Source organism: Bradyrhizobium sp. CCH5-F6 (genome assembly GCF_001556045.1).
In the GTDB taxonomy this organism is placed as follows: Bacteria; Pseudomonadota; Alphaproteobacteria; order Rhizobiales; family Xanthobacteraceae; genus Bradyrhizobium.
The window spans coordinates 141128-163184 of the sequence record NZ_LSIC01000047.1 but is presented as its reverse complement, the minus strand read 5'-3'; the positions used below and the strand labels follow the sequence as shown (position 1 = coordinate 163184).

Here is a 22057-nt window from a genome sequence, read left to right as displayed (position 1 = left end):
TGAGCCTCATCCTGAGGAGACCGCTGAAAGCGGTCGTCTCGAAGGACGAGGCGCTTGCTCGAACCGATCCCAGCCGTGCCACTGCGTCGCCTCACGCGCCGCCTTCACCGTCCAGCAGCGCAAGCGCCCGCGGCGCCTGTTCGCGATCCGCAACGAGTTCATATAGGGACGGAACCGCGATCTCGCTGCCTGCGCGAGGCGATGCACGGCGGATCAGCGTTTGCGCGGCCCTACTCCCGCGCCCGGCTTAGCGCCCGCTCCAGCTTCATCCGCTGCTTGTCCCAGCGGTCCTGCTCGGCCTCGGCGCGCGCGTCCAGCGCAGCCCGCTCAGCCTCGATCTCCTCGCTGCGCGCTTCGTGCTCACGCCTCGCTTTGTCCAGCGCCGCCTGCGCGGTCGCGACCGCCTTGTCCCGGCGCGCGCGCTCTCTGGCGCGGGCGGCCTCCTCTTTCCTTCGCTCGGCTTCGCGCCGCCGCTCCTCCTTCTCGAACGCCGCCGCGGCCTTGCGCGCGGCCTGATCGTCGATCTTGCGGGACGGCTTCGTTGTGGATATGGCCGAACGCTTCGCGGATTTGGTCTTGGGCTTACGTTCCGACCTGCGTTGGGGCCTGGCCTCCTCTTCGCCGAGATCGGTCGGCAGCTCCGCGCTCTCGCTGAACGGACCGTCCGAGCCGACCGGACGCCTGAGCACGATGCCGGGCTTCGCCATGGTCGCCGCGACGATATCAGGGTCGTCGGTCTCCTTCGCGACGCCCTGATGGAAGAGATTGGAGCTGGCGCCCCAGGCCTCGAGCGCCGCCTTCATCGAAGGCGCGGCGATCGCCTGGTCGTAGAAGCCGAGCGAGGTCTGGTAGGTCTTCAGCTTCCTCGTCGATTTGCTCGTTTGCTTTTTTGCCATGTCGCCCCAATGTCCGCTCGCGATCCCAGCAAGCGTAGCCCGGATGAGCGAAGCGATATCCGGGATTGATCCTGCCGAGGTGTTTCCCGGATGTCGCTTCGCTCATCCGGGCTACGAACCCGGTCGCGAACTACGAACTCCCCAACAACGCGTCATACCCTTTCTCGCTGAACGCCAGCAGGCAGAACCCGTGCCCGAACGGATCGGCCAGCATCGCGATCCGGCCATAGGGCGCATCGCGCGCGGGCGCCTCCAGGATCGCACCGGCACGGAGCGCACGCGCGAGGGCGGCGTCGACGTCGTCAACGACGACGTCGATATGCACGGGCGTCCAGTGCCGCTCGTAACGGCGGCGGTCGCCGCCCGCGCCGACCGTGCCGGCCGGCTTGGTCAAGAGATACACCGGCGCCGGCCAGCCGTTGAGCTCGACGAAGTCGGCGCCGAAGCGGCGGCCGACCGTCAGGCCGAAGGCTTCGGTGTAGAAGGTCGTGGCCTTTGCGACATCGGGGACGTCGATGTTGAGGAGAAAGGTCATGGCGGGCTCGTCGTGCGTTACGTGCGGAGGCTACGCATCGAGCGCCTGGACGTCGAGAGGGCTCCACCGTGACATCATGCGCCTGTTTTGCCCGACGACGCAAAGGAAATTCGGTATCGCCGAAGTCAAATAAAATCCCCAGCGATTCCAGAGAGATGCCTACTGTGCATGGGGTTGTTTTCGCCAAATGTCGTTTGGCCGGGCCCTCATCTGCTCTTCAGGCTCAGGATATAGGCCGAAAGCGCATCCGCCTGCTCCGGCGAGATCACCAGGTTCGGCATGTTCCGGTGGCTGGTCCGCCAGAACACCTTGAGCGACAGCGCGGTGGTGCCGCTGCGATCGGCGATGGCCTGAAAGCTCGGGGCCTCGTCGAAGAAATCGGTGATGGTCCGCTCGACCGCGTGACACGACTGGCACCACGCCTGCGCCAAGCGCTGTCCTTCGGCGATGGTGCGCGAGGCGGGCCTCGGGGCCCCCGCGGCGGTGTGGACGACGCTGAAGAGGAACAGCACCGACAGGATGATCAGGATGACGATGCCGATGGAGACTCGAACACTGTGCGACATCGCCAAACCTCACCGCGATTGACTCATCGCGCCAGCCTAGATTTGCACCGCGAGGCCAGGTTGATCTGCGTCAAGGAAGGCGCGGATGATCGCCCTCGTCTTCGCAGCCCGCCGCCCGCGTCCTCAGCGTTGCAATGCCGTTGACGCAGCTCAACTCGCGCGGGACGACATGGCCTCATTGATCACGCCGCTCGCCAGGATCACGGCGACCGCATAGGCTCGCGCTCATTCGAGGTCAGGAGGCATCACCATGAACGAAAACCGCTATTACGGCGTCCGGGTCGAGGGCGCGAAATACGGCGTGGGATTCGGCTCGGCGCTCGCCATCGCGATCTCCTACACCAACAACCATTCGATCCTGTGGGCGATCATCCACGGCATCCTGGGCTGGCTCTACGTGATCTTCGTCGCGCTGTTTCGGTGACATCGCACCGGCAGGCCGGGCGCGGCCCAAGCCGTTCGCAGCTTTTCCTTGCTTTCCCGGTTCCCGCCCCTACGGTCGCGCCGCGAACGAACCGGTGAGACGAGACAGACAATGACCGACACGATGAAATGCCCGGCCTGCAATTCCGAGCACGCCTATCAGGACCGCGATCTCTGGGTCTGCCCGGAATGCGGCCATGAATGGAGCGGCGCGGCGGATGCGGCCGCGGACACGGCGCAGGATGCCGCCGTGCGCGATGCCAACGGCAATGTGCTCGCCGACGGCGACAGCGTCATCGTGATCAAGGATCTCAAGATCAAGGGCTCCTCCTCGGTCGTCAAGGGCGGCACAAAGGTGCGCAACATCCGCCTGCAGGACGCCAGCGACGGCCACGACATCGCCTGCAAGATCGACGGCATCGGCGCGATGAACCTGAAATCGGAGTTCGTGCGGAAGGCGTGAGGTCCGCTAGCTCTGCCGCTGCGCCAGATAGAACCCGCATAGCACCGTCACGAGCCCCGCCGTCTGCAACATCGTCGGCGGCTCGCCCAGCAGAAGCCAGCCTGTGAGCACCGTCAGCGCCGGCACGCAGGCCGGAAACACCGCGGCGCGGGCAACGCCGAGGCGCTGGACCGAGACGGCGTAGAGATAGAGCGCGGCGGGTCCGGCGAGCACGCCCTGCACCAGCGCCTGGATGGCGTTCTCGGTCACGCCGATCGCCGCGATATGGGCGAGGCCGACGGTCGCGATGTAGACCGGCACCAGCAGCAGCGACAGCACGTTGATCACCAGCGCCGCCGACACGGCCGAGACGCGCCAGCGGCGCAGGGCGGCACCGAAGCCGGCGAACATGAATCCGGCGAGCACGAAGATCAGATCGCCTTGCACGCCCTCGGCCCCGATATGGCCGATCGATTCGGCGCCGATCACGCCGAGGCCGCCGACGATGACGATCGCGCCGGCAAAGCGCGAGGCGGAAATCCGCTCCTTCAGCACGACCGCGGCGAGCAGCAGGCCGCCCAGTGTCGCGCAGGAGGGCTGGATCACGCTGCCATGGCCGAGCGGCACGAACAGGAAACCGGTGTAGGAGATCAGCGACATCACGGGACCGCCGAGCACCATCAGCACGAGGCCCCTGCTCCAGCCGATGCCGCAGAGATCGGAGATGCCCGCGCGCGCCACCAGCGGAAGGAACACGATCCCCGACCAGACATAGCGATGCACGAGGAGATCGACCGGCGTGAAGCCGACCTTGAGGCCATGCCGCGTGCCGGCGAAGCCGAGCGCCCAGAACAGCGCCGCGGCAAGGCCGCAGACCACGCCGAGCAATGCCGGCGCTGCATCGTTCTTCTGAGTGAGAGCGTCAGCGCCGCTCGCCCGCTGATCCATGGATCAAGCGATACGTCGGCGCATGTGGCGGCTCAACCCTCGCGGCTGCAGGGCTGGCACGCAGGCATCGCGACGAAGCGGATACCCCGCCGCGATGGCCGCGTGCGCAATGCACATGCGGCGTGATGTCGTTCAATGGCCAGGGGCGGTGAATGTCGCGCTTTAGGCGAGGCTCCACCTGCCCCCGGTCGAACTCAGCCTCAGCGGGCTGCGCCGGTGGTGACGTCCGCGGTCGTCACCTTGCGGGGGCCGAGCACCTTGGCTTGGTGGACCGAGGCGACCGTGGTGGGCGCCGAAACCTGCTGCTCGACATGCGCAGCGCCGAGCACGCGCACCTGCAGCGCAGAAACCGGGAAACCGTTGGCCGCATAGGTCGGCAGTTCGGCGGCGACGGCCGCAGTACCGCCCACAATGGTCAGGAAGGCGGCGGCGATCGACAAAGTCTTCTTGTTCACTGGTCATGCTCCAAAGATACGAGTCGGAGCATATATTTAGGCGCGCTTTGCTGCATTGCGACGTGCTTTGTTGCATTGCAACATCGCGCACGGTGCATGGCGATATGCCTAATACGTACAAGGCCTTGGGCGAATCACGCCGTCTGCGACGTGCCGCTTCCTAGGCGGTACGAGCTCGTTTCCCCAGCCATCGGTTCCGTCCCCGCCGGATCGGCTGGTACGCCGGTAGCGATGCACGCGTCCTATTTCAATGCGGTTGCCAGCGATTGCAGCTTTGCGACCAGATCGGTGCCGAGGGCGTAGATGATCTCGATGATGGCGAGCGCGATTCCGGCTGCGATCAGGCCGTATTCGATCGCGGTGGCGCCGGATTCATCGGAGGCGAATTCGGCCAAGATGCATTTCAATTTCACAGGCAACGCCCTTCAAAATCCATCGGAGATTGATTCTACCGAAGATTGCGTGAGCGGGAGAAATGCACGACGACAATCCAAGATTGCGTCAATGCGATCGCTGCAAATTGACAAAAAAATGCAGCTGTCGCCGTCATTTGCGCGCCGGGTGGCTCTGGCACCGCAGTGGAACCCGCGTTGCACCTCGGCAACACTCGCCTCGAAAAGGTTGTTCTCGCCCATTTGCGCCATTGCGCCGCCACACCCTGCCCCGAACAATCGACGCGCTGCGTGCCTTTCCCGTGCAAGACTGTTTTCGTCACGTCTGTTTGCATCATGATGTTCGGACAAGATGGTTCGAACAGAACCGTTTGGAGGCAGGGCCCATGAACGATCGGCGGTCTCTTCTGGTGGCGGTGTCGTGTCCCTCGGCTGTTCTGGCCGGCTGGCTGGCTTTGTCTCTCTCCGCCTATGCACCTGCCCTCATCGAGAACAGCGGTGCCAATGTGGCGGCTGCCTCGCGCGCCAAGGATCTCAGCCGCCTCGAGCTCGCCGACGTGCCACGCGCCGCGACCCTCGAGGATGGCCTCGCGCTGACCGCCGATATCGCCGCTACGGTCGCTGCTGCGACTGCCCCGGCAGCAACGGCGCAGGAAATGCCCGAAGAGGCGGCTCCCACAATCAAGCTCGCTTCGGCCGATCCGGTGCTGATCCTGCCGACGGAGCCTGCGCCCGCGCCGCAGATCTCACCTGAACCGGAGCCCATATTCAGCGAGGCTGCGCCCGCTCCCGCCCCAGAGCCTGTCATGCTTGCGTCCGCCGATCCCACCGAGATCGTGACGACGGACGCATTGTCCCCCGCGACGATCGCGAGCGGGCCCGTCACGCCCGCGAGCAAGCCATCTCCGCCGGCCGACACCGTCGCAGTGCTCGACGAATGCTTCGTCATCGAGGCCTGCATCGACCGCTACCTCTGGGCCCTCTATCAACGCACCGCGAAGGAGGACACGATCAAGGTCCAGGAGCGGCGCGCCGTCACCGTCAAGCGCAAGGGCAAGACCGTCACGGTGATGCGCAGCTTCACCAAGCTGGTCGATCAGGACTTCGGCTGGAAGGATCCGAAGGCGGCCGAGCGCGCGGGCATGTCGATGATGGACTACGTCATCGGCGGCATGGACAAGAGTTTCAAGCAGAAGCTGTTCCGCACGCTGCTCGCGGCCGAAGCCGCCGGCCTGTCGCCGGGCATCACCAGCGCGTTCCGTGACGACTACCGCCAGTCGATCGCGAGCGGCCTGAAAGCCGCCTCCGACCGTTCCTATCATGGCGGCAGCACGCGCGGCGGCTATGGCCACGGCATGGCGGCCGACATCGTCAGCACCCAGGGCATCAACCGCGCCCAGCGCTGGGTCTCGACCGAGATCCTGTGGAAGTGGGTCGACGCCAACGGCAAGGCGTTCGGCATCGGCCGCCCCTATCTCGGCCGCGATCCGCCGCATGTCGGCCCGATCGACGGGAAGGAATACATCTCGCGCCGCGGCGTCGCGACCGACCGCAAGGAAGCCGCCAACGTCAAGCCAAAGAAGACGCGGGCCGTCGCCAGCGCCAAGCCGCCCAAGGCGCAGGCCGCGCGCGAGCAGAAGAGCCAGACCAAGCCGCAGAAATCGGCGCAATCGGCCGTGAAGCCCGCGACCTGAACCGTCAGGCGTCGCGTCCGGGTGCCGGCAGTGGCACGAGCCGCATCTCGGCGGTGCCGGCTTGCTGCGTGCGCACCAGCACCGCAAAGATCGTGTCGACCGCGAGCCGTACTGCCGACTCCATCGCTTCGCCCTTGGCGAGATGCGCCGCGATCAGCCCGGCGAGGAGATCGCCGGTGCCATAGGGGCGGATGGGCAGGCGCAGTGTCGCAAAGCGCGACAATCGCCCGTCGGCACACAGGATCGTCTCCACCTGCCCCTCCGCTGTATCCGCAAGGGTGCAGCCAGTGGCGACGACGTCGGTGCGGCCTGCCCCTGTCAGCACGGCGCAAGCCGCGCTCAGACCCTGGGCATCGGCAACAGCGAGACCGGAGAGCAATTCGAGCTCGAACTGGTTCGGCGTCGTGAGATTCGCCGCCGGCAGCAGCCGGTGCCGGACCACGTCCAATATGCCGTCCGCGACATAGACGCGGCCGTCATCGCCGATCACGGGATCGCAGAGATACACGAGCTTCGCATTCCGCGTGCACGCCCGCTCCACGAAGTCGGCGATCACGGCGGCATTGCCGGGCGAGCCGACATAGCCGGTCACGAGCACCGCGGCTTCGTCAACCAGGCCGCGTTCCTCGACGCCCTTCAGGAGGTCGGCGACGAGTTCGGTCTCCAGCACCCGCCCCCGCAGGCTGGGATAGCGCGGATGGTTCGAGAGCAGCGTCGTCGGCACCGCCGCAACGTTCACGCCCTCCGCCTGCATGGCGTAGACGGCCGCGCTGTTGCCGACATGGCCGTGGACCACCTGGCTCTGAATGGAGATGACGAGCATGAGAGGTCCGTAAGGTCAAACGTCGGACGAGGCAAGCGTTACGGCATCTCGTATTCAAGCCCCGGCCGCAGCGCCTGCATCTTGCGGGCCAGCCGCCGGTGACCCGTCTCCTCCGACCGCGTCAATCGGTTCGCGACCGCGACGTGGTCCGCGTCGCTCTTGTGCTGGTTGAGCTTGGCTTGCCCCTCGATCTGATCGACCACGAGATCGACGACGCGGATCGCAGCCAGCATGCTCTCGCGCTTGCCCGGCTCCATCTGCACGAGATCCCAGGGCTGCTTGGGCAGTCGCGCCTCGGAGACTGCGAGCAACGCATCGCCATGTCGGCGGTTCTCGTCGAGCCCGCGCAGATGGGCTACGCCCGACAGGTGCACCGCTTCATAGAGCCAGGTCGAGACATTGTCGCGCGAGGCGTACCAGTCGTTGGAGACGTAGGCATCGTCGCCGGCAACGATCAGCAGGAATCGCCTGCTGCCGTCGGCCAGCGACACAAGCGGATTCTTCGCCGTGAAGTGAACCTGCACGATGGTGCGGTCGCCGCGCTCGGCCAGCACGAACGGCACGTGCGAGGCCCGCGGCCCGCGCTCGTCCGCTGCCACGATCACGCCGAAACCGCGAGATGCGGCAAATTCCAGCGCGCGCTGCTCCTCGATGTGGAACTGGGGGCGGAGGACGTGCATGGCATGGCTCGACGATTGGATGGTGAATGAGGCGAGGCTAACCCATCATGGAACGAAACCTGAAGGATATTCGGCCTGCAAACGCTGATGCCAGCAATGCCTCAGCGCCGCGCTAGCCTCGTCAGATAGGCGCAGAACATGTCGGCCATGGCATCGGCATAGCCCGCGATCTCTGTCCTGCCGCTGGCGTCCGCCTGCAGAAATCTCGGCGTCGAGTTCAGAGGCTGTCGCAGGGTCGTCACTGATACGTGATACCCGCGTTCCAGAGACTATGTCCCGCGTGCTAAACATACCTATCGCGCGACAACTTTTTTGCGCGGCGCCATGCCCGAGTTCGTCATGACACCCGCCTTCAATGCCTACGCGGCGCTCGCACTGGCCATCGTGCTCGAAGTCACGGCGTCCGCCTGCCTGCAGCAGTCCGCGCAGTTCACGCGGCCCTGGCCGCCGCTGGCGATGGTGCTGTTCTATGTCGCCTCGTTCTATGCGCTGTCGGTGGCGATCCGCGTCATTCCCCTCAGCATCGCCTATGCGATCTGGGGCGGCGTCGGCATCATCCTGACTGCCACGGTATCGTTCGTGCTGTTCCGCCAGATGCTGGACGCCGCGGCCTTCGTCGGCATCGCGCTGATCGTGTCAGGCGTCGTGGTGATCAACTTGTTCTCGGAGACGACAATGCATTGACGCCGGGCACTGCCAGCCCCGCGCGACCGGTTATGCACCGGCTTCGGCGGAGCCGGAGTTGCTGGCGTAGTGGTCCTTCAGGAACCAGGGACAGGATCGTCCCCTCGCCGCACCCTGCGCTCAGGCTGCCGACAGCTGATCGAATTCGGGCGGCGCGTAGGCATTGCCGTCCTGGTCGGTGACGACGACCCGCCACCCCTCGCTTGCCCATACCTTGGCCTTCGCAACGATGAGCAGCCGGCTCTCGCGGTCGAAGCTATACTTTTCGTTGTCGCGTTCTGCGACCATCTTATAAGCCAATGCACGTCCCCTTGCGTCGCCCTGCACCCGATCTCGTCGTGGCAGCGGGCTTTGGCGGCAATTCGCCGGGAGCGTGGCAATTTGGTGCCATCCGCAGGTATGGCCGGCCCCGTGCCATCCGGCTACGGAGCCGATCCTCACATGTCCGAGTTGCGATAGAACACGATCCGGGAAAGCGTGAAACGGTTTTCCGAAAAGATCATGCTCGCGCAGAGACCTGCGCGCGATGACGATTCATCCGGATCTCATCGCGCTTCAGTGCACGCGGATAATGTGGGGTCGGCCGAGATTGATCAGGCCCTGCACCGCAGAGAGGCGATCATCGAGCGCTGCAATGGTGAGCAGCAGGTTGTTGCGCCGCTCGTCGAGCAAGCCCATCTCGGCACCGGTGAGCTTTGAGTTCGCCCGTTCCTTGCTGATCGCTTCGAGGGACTTGCGCAGGCCGGCAATCAGGGCGGCCAGCTGTTTGGCCTCCTTGGTCATCGACCGCTTCGCGACATCGTGCTGACGGCGCGTCTCTGCTTGACTCTGTCTCATCGTCATCCTCCCGTGCCCCGCTGCCCCGAGTGGATGCTTACAGCTTTGAGTACACATATTACGATCGATGAAATCTGTCCGCGAAGAACTTTCTTAAATTGTACGCGCACGGAACCGGCCCACCGAAGAAAGCCCGGCGGATTCACCATTCACCGCTCGTGTATCGCAGCAAGTGCGGCCAGCGTCAGTTCACTTTCAGCATGAAGCCGTCGAAATACGACGCGAGCCCGGCATGATCGTCGAGCGGCAGCACATGCCCGACATACTGGTCTGGCCGCACCACCACCATGCAGCCGCTCCTTCGATCGATCCCTCGCATTCTAAAAACGTCGTGGCCACCCTTGAGGTCCGGACAAAACATCTTCTCGTAATCGATCAGACCATAGCGGCCCTTGCGCGGAAGCAGCAGCGGCGGCATCGCCGCGATGGCAAGCTCGCGGTGATCCTGCTGGAAGACGGCGCGCAGGTCGATCACGCTGTCGATGTCGGCGCCCGCTGGCGTATAGCGTCTGATCGGCGACTCCCCGGCTTCAGTGAGGAAGTTGCACAGCGCGCGAATGGCCGAGCCGGCTGCGGCCGGATTTTCAGCGGGCGAGAACGCGTAGATGCGGAAACGGCCGTCGGCCTGCGCGGCGTGACCGAGATGCACCGGCTTGGCGTCCGCCAGCCGGATCGCCGGCGCGGAATGGAAGCGCTTGCCGATGACGAGGCCCTGCGCCAGATGCTGATGCGAAGTCGCACCGGTGAGCACCGATGACCTGTAATGCGTTGCAGTGCCTGCGGTGTAGCGGCCGTGCCTGACGAAATAGTCCTGCGTTTTGGCGGCATCGGCGCCGCCGGCCTTGGCGGCGGAGGCGAGAATCCCCGCCCATTCGCGGTCGAAATCGATCAGCTCTTTCGCGACCGCCTGGCGCTCCGCCGAATAGGAATGCAGCAGGCCTGGGGCGCACTGCCTCCGCAAGGCGGCGGCGAGCTTCCAGCCGAGATTGAAGGCATCCTGCATTGATACGTTCATGCCCTGCCCGGCCTTCGGACTGTGGGTATGGCAGGCATCGCCGGCGATGAAGATGCGCGGCAGGCGCGTCGCGATCTCGGTCTCCGGCACGTCGTCGAACTTGTCAGTAAGGCGCTGGCCGATCTCGTAGACCGACCACCAGGCGATCTCCTTCACGTCCAGTGTGTGCGGCTTCAGGATGCGCTGCGCCTTGGCGATCACGTCGTCGGAGGTGATGTTGCGGTTCGCAACGCGCTCGCCGACATCGAGCTTTGCGAGCTCGACATAGATACGGACCATGTAGCCGCCTTCACGCGGAATGATCAGCAGGCTGCCGTCCTTGGCCGACTGGATCAGCGACTTGAATCGGATGTCCGGGAAATCCGTCACCGCCAGCACGTCCATCACGCCCCAGGCGTGGTTGGCGGAATCTCCATGCAACTCGCGCCCGATCGACTTGCGCACCGTGCTGCGTGCGCCGTCGCAGCCGACGACGTAGCGCGCCCTGATGGTCTCGACCTTGCCCTCGTTCGCGGCATCGACGCGCTCGAGGCGCACGGTCACGGCATGATCGGCGGCACCGCCGGCCGGATCGACATGGAGGTCAAGCATGCGTCGGCTGTAATACGGCTCGAGCTTCGCCGGCGATCTGCGCATGAGGTCGAGAAAACAGTCATGAATGCGGGCCTGGTTGAGGATCACATGCGGGAATTCCGACAGCCCGTCCTCCACGTCCTGCACCCGGCCGCTGCGGGTGATCGTTTCCGGCATCCCCTCATCCGGCTTCCAGAACGTCGTTTCGTTGACCCAATAGGCCTCCTTCAGCACACGCTCGCTGAAGCCGTAGGCGTGAAACATCTCCATGGTACGGCAGGCAATGCCATCGGCTTGCCCGACCAGCAGGCGGCCCGGCTTCTGCTCCACGATGCAGGTCTTGATGTCGGGGAATTGCGCAAGCTGGGCGGCGAGCGTCAGGCCGGCAGGCCCGCAGCCCACGATGAGAACATCGACCTCGCCAGGCACGGCGCCTGTCGCGCCCGGCGCCTGAACGCGCTCGGCGGGATCGGCAATTTCGGGATCGCCCGGCTGGAATCCATTCAGATGGAATTGCATGAGCACCTCTCCCGGCGATGTTCAATTTGGATATTGCTCAGTATGCTGACTATCAGTATACTTGTCAACGACCCGCATCTCGCTGCGAGCTCCGGAGGATTCGGTGAAAGACAACAACGACATGCCGGGACATCTGGCGCGCCGCTTCCAGCAGATCGCGGTCGCGGTGTTCCTGGCCGAAGTCGAAGGCGCCGGCTTCGATCTCACACCGGTGCAGTACGCCGCGCTCGCGACCATCAAGGCCAATCCGGGACTCGACCAGGTGACGCTCGCGGGATTGATCGCCTACGACCGCACCACCATCACCGGCGTGATCGATCGCCTCGTCCAGAAGGGGCTCGCGGAACGCCGCCCATCGAGCCGCGACCGCCGCGCGCGGGAGCTTGAGATCACCGACGAAGGCCGGCGCACGCTGCGCAAGATCACGCCGGCCGTCGAATCCGCGCAGCGCATCATGCTGCGTGGCCTGAGCGCCAAAGAGGGCGAGGAACTGATGCGGCTGTTGCGCAAGGCCATCGCCGCCGGCAACGAGCTCAGCCGCGCCCCGCAACGCGATGCGCAAGTCTAGTCCCAAGCCCATGTCCGAATTTGTCGCAGCGCACGAAACCAGGAACTAACCTTCGCCTGCTAACCTCGGCCACATTGGGCGCTTAACGCGCGATTAACTTTGCGGGACGGAGTTCGGAATGTTCAGGTTCCTCGTTATGGCAGCAGCCATGACACTCTCGACCAGTCATGCGGTCGCAGGCGGCCATGGCGGCGGCGACCCTCCTCCGCCGAAGGTCGAGGCGCCGACGGCTCCAGCGAAGGTGATCCTGACCAAACAGGGCCCCAAGCTCGTCGATCTCAACGGCATGACGCTCTATACTTACGAGCGCGATACCACCGGAAAGACCTCGAATTGCAACGGCAAGTGCACCGAGAGCTGGGTTCCGCTGACGGCGACGGCCGACGCCAGGGCCGTCGGCGACTTCACCGTGATCAGCCGCGACGACGGCAGCAAGATGTGGGCGTACCGCTACCGTCCGCTCTACACCTCTCCCGCCGACAAGGCGCCGGGCGAGGCCAACGGCATCGCCACGACGCTGCAATGGCGAATCGCGCGGCCTGAGAACTAAGCTGTATACGACTCAAGTACGGCTGGGCTGGCGGAAATCGAACCGGCGCAAGGCGCGGTCCTCACCCGCGCCAGCGCGTACCCCTCTCCGCCTGCGCGTTCTGCCCGGGGGGCAGCACCACCACCATCGAATTGAGCTTCACCCGGTCGTAGAGATCGATGATGTCCTCGTTGCGCATCCGGATGCAGCCCGACGAGATCGCCTGCCCGATATATTCCGGCTGGTTGGTGCCGTGGATGCGGTAGAGCGTGTCCTTGTTCCCCACATAGAGGTAGATGCCACGCGCTCCCAGCGGATTGGCGGGACCGCCGGCAACACGCGGTGGATACGGCCCGAGCCGTGCCTGGATGTCCGCCGTGGGAACCCAGTCCGGCCATTCCGCCAGCCGGCCGACACGCGCGACACCCGAGAACGCCATGGCTTCCTCGCCGACCGCGACGCCGTAGCGCATAGCCTTGCCGTCGGGCAGCACGAAGTAGAGGTAGCGCGCATCGGTATCGACCAGGATCGTGCCCGGCTGCTCCTTGCGGTGGTAATCGACGATATGACGCAGATACTGCTCAGGTACTTTCGCCTGCGCGTAAGGCGCATGCGCGAGCAATTGACGGTCGCGCGGCGTCATGCTCGCATCCGTCGATGGCGAAAGCGTCGTCTGCATGCAGCCGCCCAGCGGCAGCAAGGCTGCAACGAACAAAACGAGTAGAGATCTTGGCACCGCCGGCCCCCGCTGAAGAATAGGCATAACCCCCGATTCCCCCACTTGCTGCCAAAATCGTGCAGAAAACAAGGCGGGACGGAACACGTGCGCGTGTTCGATGGGCGGGTTCCATGACCACAAACGGCAGAAGACTGTCGCATCATCTCCATCCCCACGCCTTGCTTTGGTCAAACCCGGCTGGACTCGTGCGTCATGGGGCTCGGGGTGGGTTCACCTCGACAGATCGGCCTCCGCGCCGATGCGGACAATATTTCAAACACTGGGCTTCAAAGGAGCTGCAATGCTCGCGACGCTGAACGCCAAGCAAATCGTCGATGAGATCGTGAAGGACACGGTCAAGGACAACGATCCGCACGACGCGGTTCAGATCTCTCCCGAGATCGTGCTTGCCTCGCGGCCCACCAGCGTGTCGCCTGCGCTGGCGCCGGAGATCGCGCCGCGTCCGGAGCCGAAGTTCGCGCCCGAGCCGGCGCGCGCGCCCGAGCCCACCATCAACGTCGTCTTCGGAAAACCCGCCGCGGCACCGTCGGTCGACACGGCTGTCCGCGTCGCGGCCAGCGACGATCCGGTCAGGCAGAAGCGATCCTCGGTCGGCAAGTGGCTGCGCGGTGCGTTCGTCGCGTTCCTGTTTGCGGGCGCCAGCGCGGCCGCCACCATCGCCTGGGACCAGCACGGCGACACGGCAAAGCAGATGCTCGCCGAATGGACGCCGGTGCTGACGTCGTTGCTGCCTGCGACCTCGTTGCTACCTGCGACGTCGCAGAGCGCTCCGGTCGCTGCCGTGCAGGCCGCAACGCCCCCGGTGGACGCCACTGCGGATCAGGCGGCCGACCAATCCGCAACGCCGCCCGCGGCTCAGGTCGCCGCAGCCGCGCCTGCAGCGGCACAGCCCGTCGATGCCGCGCAGTCCGTGCAATCGATGACCCGCGATCTCGCCGCGATGGCGCAGCAGATCGAACAGCTCAAGGCCAATATCGCCGAGCTGAAGGCCGGACAGGAGCAGATGGCGCGCGAGATGGCAAAGCCGCCCGCACCGAAGCCGCTGGCCGAGGCGAAACCGCCGGTCGATCCCCGTGCCCGCGTGTCGGCGCTTCCACCACGGCCTCAGGCGCCGCCGGTTCGCAAACCGAAGCCGGCCGTGTCGCAGACCTACATGCCGGCTTATGCGCCGACGCCGCTCGCACCTCCGCCGTCGCAGTCTGCCGCGGCCTCGCCACCCGCTGCGCCGGTCACGACGACACAAGCCGTTGCCGATGACGATGGACCCGTCGTGCGCCCGCCGATGCCGCTGCGGTAGAGTCGTGAAGTCGCGCAGGCTGTCCGAGTCGATGTGATGCGTTGAGTCCGGGCGATTACGGGAGCGATGTCTCGCTCGTTTTCCGTTCAAGAGAAAAGGCCGTCGGGATCTATGCCGCCGGCCTTCTCTTGCAGCTGCCGGTTCCCGGAGCCCGGTTCTGCTGCAATTCCATGCCTTATGATCCGGCAAGCATGTTTAATAAATTCTTAACGAGCCTGCGCGCTGCACATCATTTCTCCGTCATACGCACAGAGATTGCGCGTCCTGTTCATTCGGCAGATATCGACTCAGTGGTATCATCGGACTCGTGTTGAGACTTGCTCTGAAGCTCAGATCGTCACACCGGGGAATTCGGATGCCCTACTACTACTTCGATCTTGTGGTTGGTGGTGAGTTCAAGAACCAGGGTGGAATCATCCTCGAAGACATCGAGGTTGCCTCCGATCGCGCCGATCAATTGGCATGCGAGCTGTCGCAGGTGAAGCCCGAGCTGCAACAGAAGGGTTGCGCGGTGCGCGTCACCGATCGCGATCACAACGAGCTCTATCGCACGCCGCTCGATCCGGTGCCGGCCTGGCAACGCTAGGCAGGACTTTTTCAAGCGAAGTGGATGCCGGTTCGCGTTGAGAAAGCGCGCCGAACCCAAAGATCGCTCCGACCACATCGGAACGATCTCTACTCTTCAAGCGCCGGCGTCTCGAACCAGTTGGTCAGCGACAGGCCGCCGTCGACGACGAAGGCTGCGCCGGTGACGTAAGCGGAGAGCTTGTTCGACAGCACCGTGAGCGCCATCGGCACGAGATCCCCGGCCTCGCCGAGACGCCCGAGCGGAATGTGCCGCGCCAGCGCGGGATCCGCAACGAAACCGCCAGCCGCGATCGCACCGGGGACCAGCGCGTTGACGCGAATATCGTGGCGGCCAAGCGTCTTGGCCAGCTCCTTCACCAGCATAGCCAGCCCCGCCTTCGCCGTCGAATAATGCGGCAGGTTGCGCGGCGTGCCAGCATGCAGCGAGGTGAGAAGCAGGAACGAGCCCGGCCGCTTCGCTGCGATCAGCCGCTTTGCGAGCTCGCGCGACAAGTGAAAGCCGGCGTCGAGATTGACGGCATGCATGTCCTGCCAGGTCCTGCGATCGACCGCGAGCACATGATCGGCCTCCCGCCGCGGCGGCGAAGCGCTGTGGACGAAATGCGTGATCTCGCCCAGCGCGGCATGCGCGGCCGCCAGCAGATCATCGCAGGCCTCGAGCCTGGCGAGATCGCCGACCCAGGGCACGGCGAGAGCGGGCTGCTCGCTGGCGCTGATCGCGGCATGCACCCGCGCCGCGCTCACATCCGCGAACACGGTCCGCACGCCCTCGCCGACCAGGGCCTGCGCGATCGCGCGGCCGATGCCATTGCCCGCGCCGGTGACGAGCGCGGTGTCGCGTGCAGGATCGAACGGCGTGCTGAACAGGCTCATGTCGCGCTCCGAGACCGGGGAGCGTCAGGTTAGCCTACTGCCCCGACGCAGGACAATTGCGCCGCGCACCATTGCGGAGCGACGCGCCGACCGCTAGCCTCTCAAAAAAACGGAGGAGGTTCCAGGGATGCGCACCGGCTTTCTGATGACAGGGCTGTTGCTGCTGGCTGCGCCGGCCCAGGCGGCTGACGCCCCGCCGCGATCAATCTATGTCACGATGGTCCTGCAGGCCTTCGCCGCCAAGGTCGAGTGCCCCAACACGGACCTCGTCTATCAGGACCTGGTGCAGAAGGCGCAGCAGATGCACCTGCCCGACGGCACGACCGAGAAGGTGCGCAAGGCGATCGCCTGGATGCACACCGGCGGCAAGCTGGGCGAGAAGCAGGACGACGATCTGATGACCGAGGTCGCGATCGCGACCCAGGCGACCGACATGGACCAGCGCCGCCTCGGCATGACCGGCTGGTGCGAGGCCCAGAAGACCAACCTCGCCGGCCTGATCCGCAGCAAGGGCGGTTAGCGAGCCGGCTTCGCCGCGCTAAGCACGCCGCGACGGAACCTCCGCTGCGGCCCAAAATCGTCACAATCCTCGAAAGTATGCGGCCTCTTCGAATTCGAACAGGAGGTCCTCATGCGGAGTATCCATTTCGTTTTCGCCGGCGCGATTGCGGCCGCCACGGTGCTGACTGCGCCCGTGCTGGCGAGGAATTCCGACACCCAGAAAGGCGAGGAAAAATCCACCTCGTCGTCCTGCAGCGCCTATCAGCAGGGGCCGGACGGTTCGTGGGAACCGCTCCCCTGCAAGGGCGCCGGCGAACGCGCGCAGCCGCAGACGCAGAACCGGACATCGTCCAACGGCGCCGATCGCGGGGAGCGCTGAAGCGGGCGCTTGCGAAATCTCAGCTCTGATGGGGGCCGCGCATGATCTTCATGGCATCGGCGATGTGACGCCACTCCCTGGCCTCGTCGGCCTCGCCGCGGCCCTCGCAGGCCTGGGCCTGCTCGGTGGCCTTCGCGATCGCAGCAAAACCGTGCTGTTCGAGCATCTGCCGCGCAACGGCGTGGACCTGAACTTCGGACATCATGGGCGCTCTCCCGGCTGGCGGAAACCGCGGTGCCCGGTCCGGCGCTCCGCGGGTCCCTGACAACGATCGCGCCGCGGGTACCGTTCCCGCCGGCCCCAAGACAAAGGCGGCCCGCCATGCCCGGCGGACCGCCTTCTCACCCACCCCAAAACGGGTAGTCTTCGGCCGCGTTCCCCTACGCGACCGCGACGCGCTTGCGCTCGAGATCGTTGGGCACCTCGATGTCGACCTCCAGGGTCGAAACCTCGTCGCCGCGTTCGAGCCGGACGATGACCTTGGTCGGGTCCAGCGTCACGTGCTTGGACACGACGACGAGAATTTCCTCACGCAGCACAGCGAGCAAATCGGGCTGGCCGCGCATTCCACGTTCGTGGGCAAGCAGGATCTGCAAACGTTCGCGCGCGACCGGTGCAGTGGCCTTGTTGCCGCGGAGAAGCCGTAGCAAGCCCATGCTCATGCAGCCCTCCGTCGCAGCAGGCGATCCATGAAGCCCTTGCGCTCGGCCGGCACCTGCATGGCGACGGTTTCGCCGCACAGCCGACGCGCCGCGTCGATATAGGCCCGCGCCGGCGCGCCGTCCGCGTTCGACAGCGTCACGGGCGTGCCGACGTTGGAAGCGCGCAGCACGTCCTGGCTCTCCGGGATGATGCCGAGCAACGGTGTCGCCAGGATCTCGAGGATGTCGTCGATCGTCAGCATCTCGCCACGCGCGGCGCGGGAGGGATCGTAGCGCGTGATCAGGATGTGCTTCTCGACGCGCTCGCCTTTCTCGGCCCGCACCGTCTTGGAATCGAGCATGCCGATGATGCGGTCGGAATCGCGCACCGAAGAGACTTCCGGATTGGTGACGATCACGGCCTCGTCCGCGAAGCGCATCGCCATGGAGGCGCCGCGCTCGATGCCGGCCGGGCTGTCGCAGATCACCCAGTCGAAGCGGCTGCGCAGATCGTCGATGACCTTGCCGACGCCCTCTTCCGAGAGCGCGTCCTTGTCGCGGGTCTGCGAGGCCGGCAGCAGCCAGAGATTCTCCAGCCGCTTGTCGCGGATCAGCGCCTGCGGAAGTTTCGCGACGCCCTGCACCACGTTGATGAGGTCGAACACGACACGGCGCTCGGCCCCCATCACGAGGTCGAGATTGCGCAGACCGACGTCGAAATCGACGACGACAACCTTGTCGCCGCGTTGCGCGAGCGCCGCTCCCAGCGCGGCGGTCGTGGTGGTCTTGCCGACCCCGCCCTTGCCTGATGTCACGACCAGTACCTTGGCCATCTCGATTGTCTCCTTCTGGTCAGTTCAGCGCGGTAATTCGCATGGTGTTGCCTTGCAGGAAGGCTTGGGCCGGCCGGCCCCGCAAGGCCTCGTCAATGTCGTCGGCGGTCTGATAAAACCCGTCGATTGCAAGCAGTTCGGCTTCGATCTTCTGACAATAGATGCGCGCGCTCGTGTGTCCGTTCACGCCCGCCATGGCGCGACCGCGCAACGCGCCGTAGATGTGGATGGAACCGCCGGCGACGACTTCCGCGCCGGAACCGACCGAGCCCAGAATGGTGACGTCGCCATCCGGGAAGATCACGGTCTGGCCGGAGCGCACGGGAGCCTCGAGCAACAGGGAGGTCGGCTTGATCTCCACCTTCACTTCGGCCTTCTTGGGCGCGCTCGGCTCGACCACGCAGCTGCGCCCGCCCGAGAGCAGCGGCGGCATCATGGCGGTCAGCTTCCCCTCCTCCACCCCCTCGATGCCGAGCACGCGGACGTTGCGGTCCTGGAGGCTGGTGAGCAGATGGCCGATTCCGGACTGGCTGAGATCGACCGAGGACAGGTCGATCACCACCGGCCGGCCGGCGAAGAAGCCCGGCGATCGCGCGATCGTCGCGTCGATCTCCTGCAGCCAGTCCTGGATCGGAACCGTCGGCGTGAACACGAAGGCCACATAGGAGCGCCCGCGCAGGCGCACCATTTGACGTTGGACTTTTGCTGCAGCCTCCATAGCGGCCGACTCGTTCCCTGTTATTGAATGGTTAACGATGCGGCGGATATGGTTAACGGCTGGTTAACTCTCCGTGCTTGCGTGGGAGGGGGCCGGGTGAGCGGCGGGTTTCGGCAGGCGCTATCACCAAACACACCGCTGTCGTCGCCCGCGAAGGCGCGCGATCCAGTACTCCGAGACGTTGCGGGTCAGCCGATAGGCTGCGGCGTACCGGATGCCCCGCCTTGCGCGGGGCATGGCGTCGGAATGCGAGGCGAGCGCTTAGCCCCCTACTTCTTCACCTTGCTCGCATCCATCTTGATGCTCGGATCCAGCATCTTCGTCGTGAACGCCGTCGTCACGTCGAACGGCTTCTCCATTCCGAGATAGGTATGGACGAGCTCGTAGTCCTTCTTCATCCGCTCGCCGTCGATCCAGCCGAGCGCCTTGGTGGTCGTGAACTCGTCCGTCATCAGGAATTTGATACGCTCCCACTGGCGCTCCTGGTTCTCCCTGTCGAGACCGGAGACCTGGTCGAGCAGCGCCTTCAGGCACGGCGCGGCGTCGGCGACGCAGGCGGCGAAGGCCTTCTGCGTGACGCGCACGAAGTCTTCGACGACCTTCGGATTCTTCTGCAAGTAAGCGCCGTTGACGATCAGCGAATTGCCGTAAGGATTGAGCCCGATGTCCTTCCAGTTGACGTAGCCGAGATCGCCACCGAACTCGATCACCTTGAGGTCGTGCTCGTTGTAGAAGTCGCTGATGATATCCACCGTATGGCTCTTCAGCGCCGCAATCTTCGCGGTCGGCCCGACATTGACGAAACCGACGGAGTCCGGCGCTAGCCCCGCCGCCTTGGCGAAGGCCGGCCACATCACGCGCGAGGCATCGCCGGGCGGATTGCCGATCTTGTGGCCCGCGAAATCCTTCACCCCGTTCACGCCGTAGCTTTTCAGCCAATAGAAGGTCTGGCCTGTATTGGCATAGACGCTCATCACCGCAACCGTGTCGGCGCCCTTGCTCTTGGCGACCAGCATGGTGGCGAGATCGGCAACGCCGAAGGGCGAGCCACCGGAGCCGACCTTGGCGGCGGAGACGCCGGAGCCCTTGCCGGTCTCGATGGTGAGGTCGATGCCCGCCTTCTCGTACCAGCCTTGCGCCTTGGCGTAGTAATACGGCGAGTGGTCGGCCGTCGGCGTCCAGTTCAGGATCAGATTGACCGCCTCGCCCGCGCGCGCGGGCACCGCCGGTACACCGAGCATCAGGGCCAACACCAGGGCAGAGCCCGCCGCATGCAAACGCTTCATCGCACCTCTCCTCATTGCCGCGACCCGGCTTGTCGCTCTCCCGATGTGAGGATACCAATGCAACAAGCCTGCTCTCAACTTGTCAACTGTTTGGTTGGAAATGCCCGCAAAACGATCTGGCGACACCGTGCCGCAGCGCCGCGACCCCGTCGCGACCCGCAAGAAGCTGCTGACCGCGGCGCGCCAGGAATTCGCCCGGCACGGCTTTGCGGGCGCCCGCGTCGACGAGATTGCGGATCGCGCCGGCGTCAACAAGCAGCTCGTCTATCATTACTTCGGCGACAAGGACGCCCTCTACCTCGCCGTGCTCGAATGGGTCTACGAGGACATCCGCGAGCAGGAGCGCAGGCTCAATCTCGAAGGCCTGCCGCCGGAAAAGGCGATCCGCAAGCTGATCGAAGCTTCGTTCGACCATCTCGCGGCGAACCCCGATTTCATCGTGCTTCTGAACGACGAGAACCGCGGCGGCGCCCGTCATGTCCGCGGTTCGACCCGGCTGGAGGCAATGCACTCCCCGCTGGTCACGAGCGTCTCCCACATCCTCAGCGAGGGGGTCCGTTCCGGCGTATTCCGCAAGGGGATCGATCCGGTCCAGCTCTACATCTCGATTGCCGGCCTCAGCTATTTCTTCTTCTCCAACACGCCGACGTTGTCGGCGATCTTCGGCAAGGACCTGTCGAGCCGGGCCCAGCGGCGCGCCCGCCGGCGCCACGTCGCAGATCTGGTGCTGCAGTCGCTCCGGCCCTAATCAACCAACTGGTTGAAAGTTTCCGCAAGGCCGGTTAGGCTTGCGGCCTGTGGCAGGGTAGCTGCCGGCAACAGGGAGCAATCGGTGGCAGGAGACGGGGCACGCAGCTGGCGCAGCTTTGCGATCATCCTGATCGTGCACCTCGTCGTGCTCGTGCTGTGGCAGGTCGCGGTCGACGCCTTCCAGGTGCCGAAATTCATCCTGCCCTCGCCGCTTGCGACAATTCAGACATTGGGAACCACAGGCTATGCCTGGGGCGCCAACACGCTGGTGACGGCGGTCGAGATCCTCGGCGGCTTTGCGCTCGGCGCCTTCGTCGGCGTGGCGCTTGCCGTGATCTTCAGCTGGGCACCGCTGCTCAGCCTCGTGCTGTTGCCGCTGTTCGTCACGCTGAACATGATCCCGAAGGTCGCGCTCGGCCCGCTCTTCATCGTCTGGTTCTCCTACGGCATCGTGCCGAACATCCTGATCGCCTTCAGCATCTGCTTCTTTCCGATCCTGCTCACGACCGCGCGGGGCCTCCGGGAAGTCGAACCGGACCTGCTCGACCTCGTGAAATCGCTGCGCGGATCGCGCTGGACGCTGTTCCGCAAGATCCAGCTACCGGGATCGCTGCCCTACATCTTCTCCGGGATGAAGGTCGGCGCCATCCTCGCGGTCGCCGGCGCCATCGTCGGCGAGTTCATCGCCTCCGAGCGCGGGCTCGGCTACCTCATGATCCAGGTGCAGTCCTCGCTCGACACGCCTGCGATGGTGATGGCCGTCGTGCTGCTGACATTGCTCGGGGTCGCTCTCTACGGCCTGGTGCTCGCGCTCGAACGCATGTTCGTGGTCGGCGACGCCAGGCAGACCTGAAGACCAAGGACAACGAATCC

General features: G+C 65.1%; 30 protein-coding genes. 12 read left to right on the top strand and 18 right to left on the bottom strand.

Annotation, left to right across the window (positions count from 1 at the left end):
* Positions 1-230: 230 nt before the first annotated feature.
* The 3 genes from AX729_RS08205 to AX729_RS08195 form a co-directional block, all read right to left on the bottom strand.
* A complete protein-coding gene (locus AX729_RS08205; protein ID WP_061021848.1) occupies positions 231-896 on the bottom strand; it encodes a hypothetical protein in 666 nt (221 codons plus the stop codon).
* A 130-nt stretch (positions 897-1026) separates the two neighbouring features.
* Entirely contained in the window at positions 1027-1431 is a 405-nt protein-coding gene (locus AX729_RS08200) for a VOC family protein (protein ID WP_061021845.1), read from the bottom strand.
* Positions 1432-1637: 206 nt separating this feature from the next.
* Positions 1638-1997 (bottom strand): c-type cytochrome, encoded by a 360-nt coding sequence (locus AX729_RS08195; protein WP_061021843.1) that lies wholly within the window; start codon positions 1995-1997, stop codon positions 1638-1640.
* Positions 1998-2247: 250 nt separating this feature from the next.
* Between AX729_RS08195 and AX729_RS40405 the strand changes: the two genes are divergently transcribed.
* Together AX729_RS40405 and AX729_RS08190 are read left to right on the top strand one after the other, a co-directional pair.
* Positions 2248-2421: a hypothetical protein gene (locus AX729_RS40405; RefSeq protein WP_015686504.1), complete on the top strand. Its 174-nt coding sequence runs from the start codon at positions 2248-2250 to the stop codon at positions 2419-2421.
* Between the two features lie 111 nt (positions 2422-2532).
* Positions 2533-2883: a zinc ribbon domain-containing protein YjdM gene (locus tag AX729_RS08190; RefSeq protein ID WP_061021841.1), complete on the top strand. Its 351-nt coding sequence runs from the start codon at positions 2533-2535 to the stop codon at positions 2881-2883.
* Positions 2884-2889: 6 nt separating this feature from the next.
* Here the strand turns inward: AX729_RS08190 and AX729_RS08185 are convergent, their stop codons facing one another.
* From AX729_RS08185 to AX729_RS08175, 3 genes are all read right to left on the bottom strand, one after another.
* Complete coding sequence (locus AX729_RS08185) at positions 2890-3810, bottom strand: DMT family transporter (protein WP_061021839.1); 921 nt, start codon at positions 3808-3810, stop codon at positions 2890-2892.
* 200 nt (positions 3811-4010) lie between these two features.
* Entirely contained in the window at positions 4011-4265 is a 255-nt protein-coding gene (locus AX729_RS08180) for a hypothetical protein (RefSeq protein ID WP_061021836.1), read from the bottom strand.
* Between the two features lie 242 nt (positions 4266-4507).
* Positions 4508-4672: a Flp family type IVb pilin gene (locus tag AX729_RS08175; protein ID WP_061021893.1), complete on the bottom strand. Its 165-nt coding sequence runs from the start codon at positions 4670-4672 to the stop codon at positions 4508-4510.
* A 371-nt stretch (positions 4673-5043) separates the two neighbouring features.
* Here AX729_RS08175 and AX729_RS08170 point away from each other — a divergent pair, with 371 nt between their 5' ends.
* Complete coding sequence (locus tag AX729_RS08170) at positions 5044-6351, top strand: M15 family metallopeptidase domain-containing protein (protein WP_061021835.1); 1308 nt, start codon at positions 5044-5046, stop codon at positions 6349-6351.
* 4 nt (positions 6352-6355) lie between these two features.
* On the opposite strand, the gene pdxY is transcribed toward AX729_RS08170, so the two are convergent.
* Complete coding sequence (gene pdxY / locus AX729_RS08165) at positions 6356-7174, bottom strand: pyridoxal kinase (protein WP_061021833.1); 819 nt, start codon at positions 7172-7174, stop codon at positions 6356-6358.
* A gap of 38 nt (positions 7175-7212) precedes the next feature.
* Positions 7213-7854, bottom strand: coding sequence for an FMN-binding negative transcriptional regulator (locus AX729_RS08160; RefSeq protein ID WP_061021831.1), 642 nt, complete (start codon positions 7852-7854; stop codon positions 7213-7215).
* Positions 7855-8193: 339 nt separating this feature from the next.
* Between AX729_RS08160 and AX729_RS08155 the strand changes: the two genes are divergently transcribed.
* Positions 8194-8538 carry a DMT family transporter gene (locus AX729_RS08155; protein WP_061021890.1) on the top strand — a complete coding sequence of 115 codons (345 nt, stop codon included), beginning with the start codon at positions 8194-8196 and terminating at the stop codon, positions 8536-8538.
* Between the two features lie 120 nt (positions 8539-8658).
* Here the strand turns inward: AX729_RS08155 and AX729_RS08150 are convergent, their stop codons facing one another.
* From AX729_RS08150 to AX729_RS08140, 3 genes are all read right to left on the bottom strand, one after another.
* The gene (locus tag AX729_RS08150; RefSeq protein WP_061021829.1) at positions 8659-8865 is read right to left on the bottom strand and encodes a hypothetical protein; all 207 of its coding nucleotides are present in this window, start codon (positions 8863-8865) and stop codon (positions 8659-8661) included.
* Positions 8866-9093: 228 nt separating this feature from the next.
* Positions 9094-9375, bottom strand: a complete 282-nt coding sequence (locus AX729_RS08145) for a hypothetical protein (protein ID WP_061021888.1) — start codon at positions 9373-9375, stop codon at positions 9094-9096.
* A gap of 184 nt (positions 9376-9559) precedes the next feature.
* On the bottom strand, positions 9560-11482 hold the full coding sequence (locus tag AX729_RS08140; protein WP_061021826.1) for an FAD-binding monooxygenase: 1923 nt from the start codon (positions 11480-11482) through the stop codon (positions 9560-9562).
* A gap of 103 nt (positions 11483-11585) precedes the next feature.
* Between AX729_RS08140 and AX729_RS08135 the strand changes: the two genes are divergently transcribed.
* Positions 11586-12050 (top strand): MarR family winged helix-turn-helix transcriptional regulator, encoded by a 465-nt coding sequence (locus AX729_RS08135; RefSeq protein ID WP_061021886.1) that lies wholly within the window; start codon positions 11586-11588, stop codon positions 12048-12050.
* Between the two features lie 118 nt (positions 12051-12168).
* Complete coding sequence (locus AX729_RS08130) at positions 12169-12600, top strand: COG4315 family predicted lipoprotein (protein ID WP_061021824.1); 432 nt, start codon at positions 12169-12171, stop codon at positions 12598-12600.
* A 61-nt stretch (positions 12601-12661) separates the two neighbouring features.
* Here AX729_RS08130 and AX729_RS08125 read toward each other — a convergent pair whose 3' ends face one another.
* Positions 12662-13258, bottom strand: coding sequence for a L,D-transpeptidase (locus tag AX729_RS08125; RefSeq protein WP_197433554.1), 597 nt, complete (start codon positions 13256-13258; stop codon positions 12662-12664).
* 340 nt (positions 13259-13598) lie between these two features.
* Between AX729_RS08125 and AX729_RS08120 the strand changes: the two genes are divergently transcribed.
* On the top strand, positions 13599-14615 hold the full coding sequence (locus tag AX729_RS08120) for a hypothetical protein (protein WP_061021821.1): 1017 nt from the start codon (positions 13599-13601) through the stop codon (positions 14613-14615).
* Positions 14616-14970: 355 nt separating this feature from the next.
* The gene (locus AX729_RS08115; protein ID WP_061021818.1) at positions 14971-15201 is read left to right on the top strand and encodes a DUF6894 family protein; all 231 of its coding nucleotides are present in this window, start codon (positions 14971-14973) and stop codon (positions 15199-15201) included.
* Positions 15202-15290: 89 nt separating this feature from the next.
* Here the strand turns inward: AX729_RS08115 and AX729_RS08110 are convergent, their stop codons facing one another.
* A complete protein-coding gene (locus AX729_RS08110) occupies positions 15291-16076 on the bottom strand; it encodes an SDR family NAD(P)-dependent oxidoreductase (RefSeq protein ID WP_061021816.1) in 786 nt (261 codons plus the stop codon).
* Between the two features lie 127 nt (positions 16077-16203).
* On the opposite strand from AX729_RS08110, the gene AX729_RS08105 reads away from it, so the two are divergent.
* On the top strand, positions 16204-16596 hold the full coding sequence (locus AX729_RS08105) for a hypothetical protein (RefSeq protein ID WP_061021814.1): 393 nt from the start codon (positions 16204-16206) through the stop codon (positions 16594-16596).
* A 111-nt stretch (positions 16597-16707) separates the two neighbouring features.
* Positions 16708-16956, top strand: coding sequence for a hypothetical protein (locus AX729_RS08100; protein WP_061021813.1), 249 nt, complete (start codon positions 16708-16710; stop codon positions 16954-16956).
* Positions 16957-16975: 19 nt separating this feature from the next.
* On the opposite strand, the gene AX729_RS08095 is transcribed toward AX729_RS08100, so the two are convergent.
* From AX729_RS08095 to AX729_RS08075, 5 genes are all read right to left on the bottom strand, one after another.
* Positions 16976-17161, bottom strand: coding sequence for a hypothetical protein (locus tag AX729_RS08095; protein WP_061021811.1), 186 nt, complete (start codon positions 17159-17161; stop codon positions 16976-16978).
* 175 nt (positions 17162-17336) lie between these two features.
* Positions 17337-17618, bottom strand: coding sequence for a cell division topological specificity factor MinE (gene minE, locus AX729_RS08090; RefSeq protein ID WP_061021809.1), 282 nt, complete (start codon positions 17616-17618; stop codon positions 17337-17339).
* Positions 17615-18430 carry a septum site-determining protein MinD gene (minD, locus tag AX729_RS08085; RefSeq protein WP_061021807.1) on the bottom strand — a complete coding sequence of 272 codons (816 nt, stop codon included), beginning with the start codon at positions 18428-18430 and terminating at the stop codon, positions 17615-17617. Before minD ends, minE begins: the two co-directional genes overlap by 4 nt.
* Positions 18431-18449: 19 nt before the next feature.
* Complete coding sequence (minC, locus tag AX729_RS08080; RefSeq protein WP_061021805.1) at positions 18450-19148, bottom strand: septum site-determining protein MinC; 699 nt, start codon at positions 19146-19148, stop codon at positions 18450-18452.
* Between the two features lie 269 nt (positions 19149-19417).
* Positions 19418-20434: an ABC transporter substrate-binding protein gene (locus AX729_RS08075; RefSeq protein WP_061021803.1), complete on the bottom strand. Its 1017-nt coding sequence runs from the start codon at positions 20432-20434 to the stop codon at positions 19418-19420.
* 100 nt (positions 20435-20534) lie between these two features.
* Here AX729_RS08075 and AX729_RS08070 point away from each other — a divergent pair, with 100 nt between their 5' ends.
* Positions 20535-21182 (top strand): TetR/AcrR family transcriptional regulator, encoded by a 648-nt coding sequence (locus tag AX729_RS08070; protein ID WP_061021801.1) that lies wholly within the window; start codon positions 20535-20537, stop codon positions 21180-21182.
* A gap of 84 nt (positions 21183-21266) precedes the next feature.
* The gene (locus AX729_RS08065) at positions 21267-22037 is read left to right on the top strand and encodes an ABC transporter permease (RefSeq protein WP_061021799.1); all 771 of its coding nucleotides are present in this window, start codon (positions 21267-21269) and stop codon (positions 22035-22037) included.
* The last annotated feature ends 20 nt before the right edge of the window (positions 22038-22057 follow it).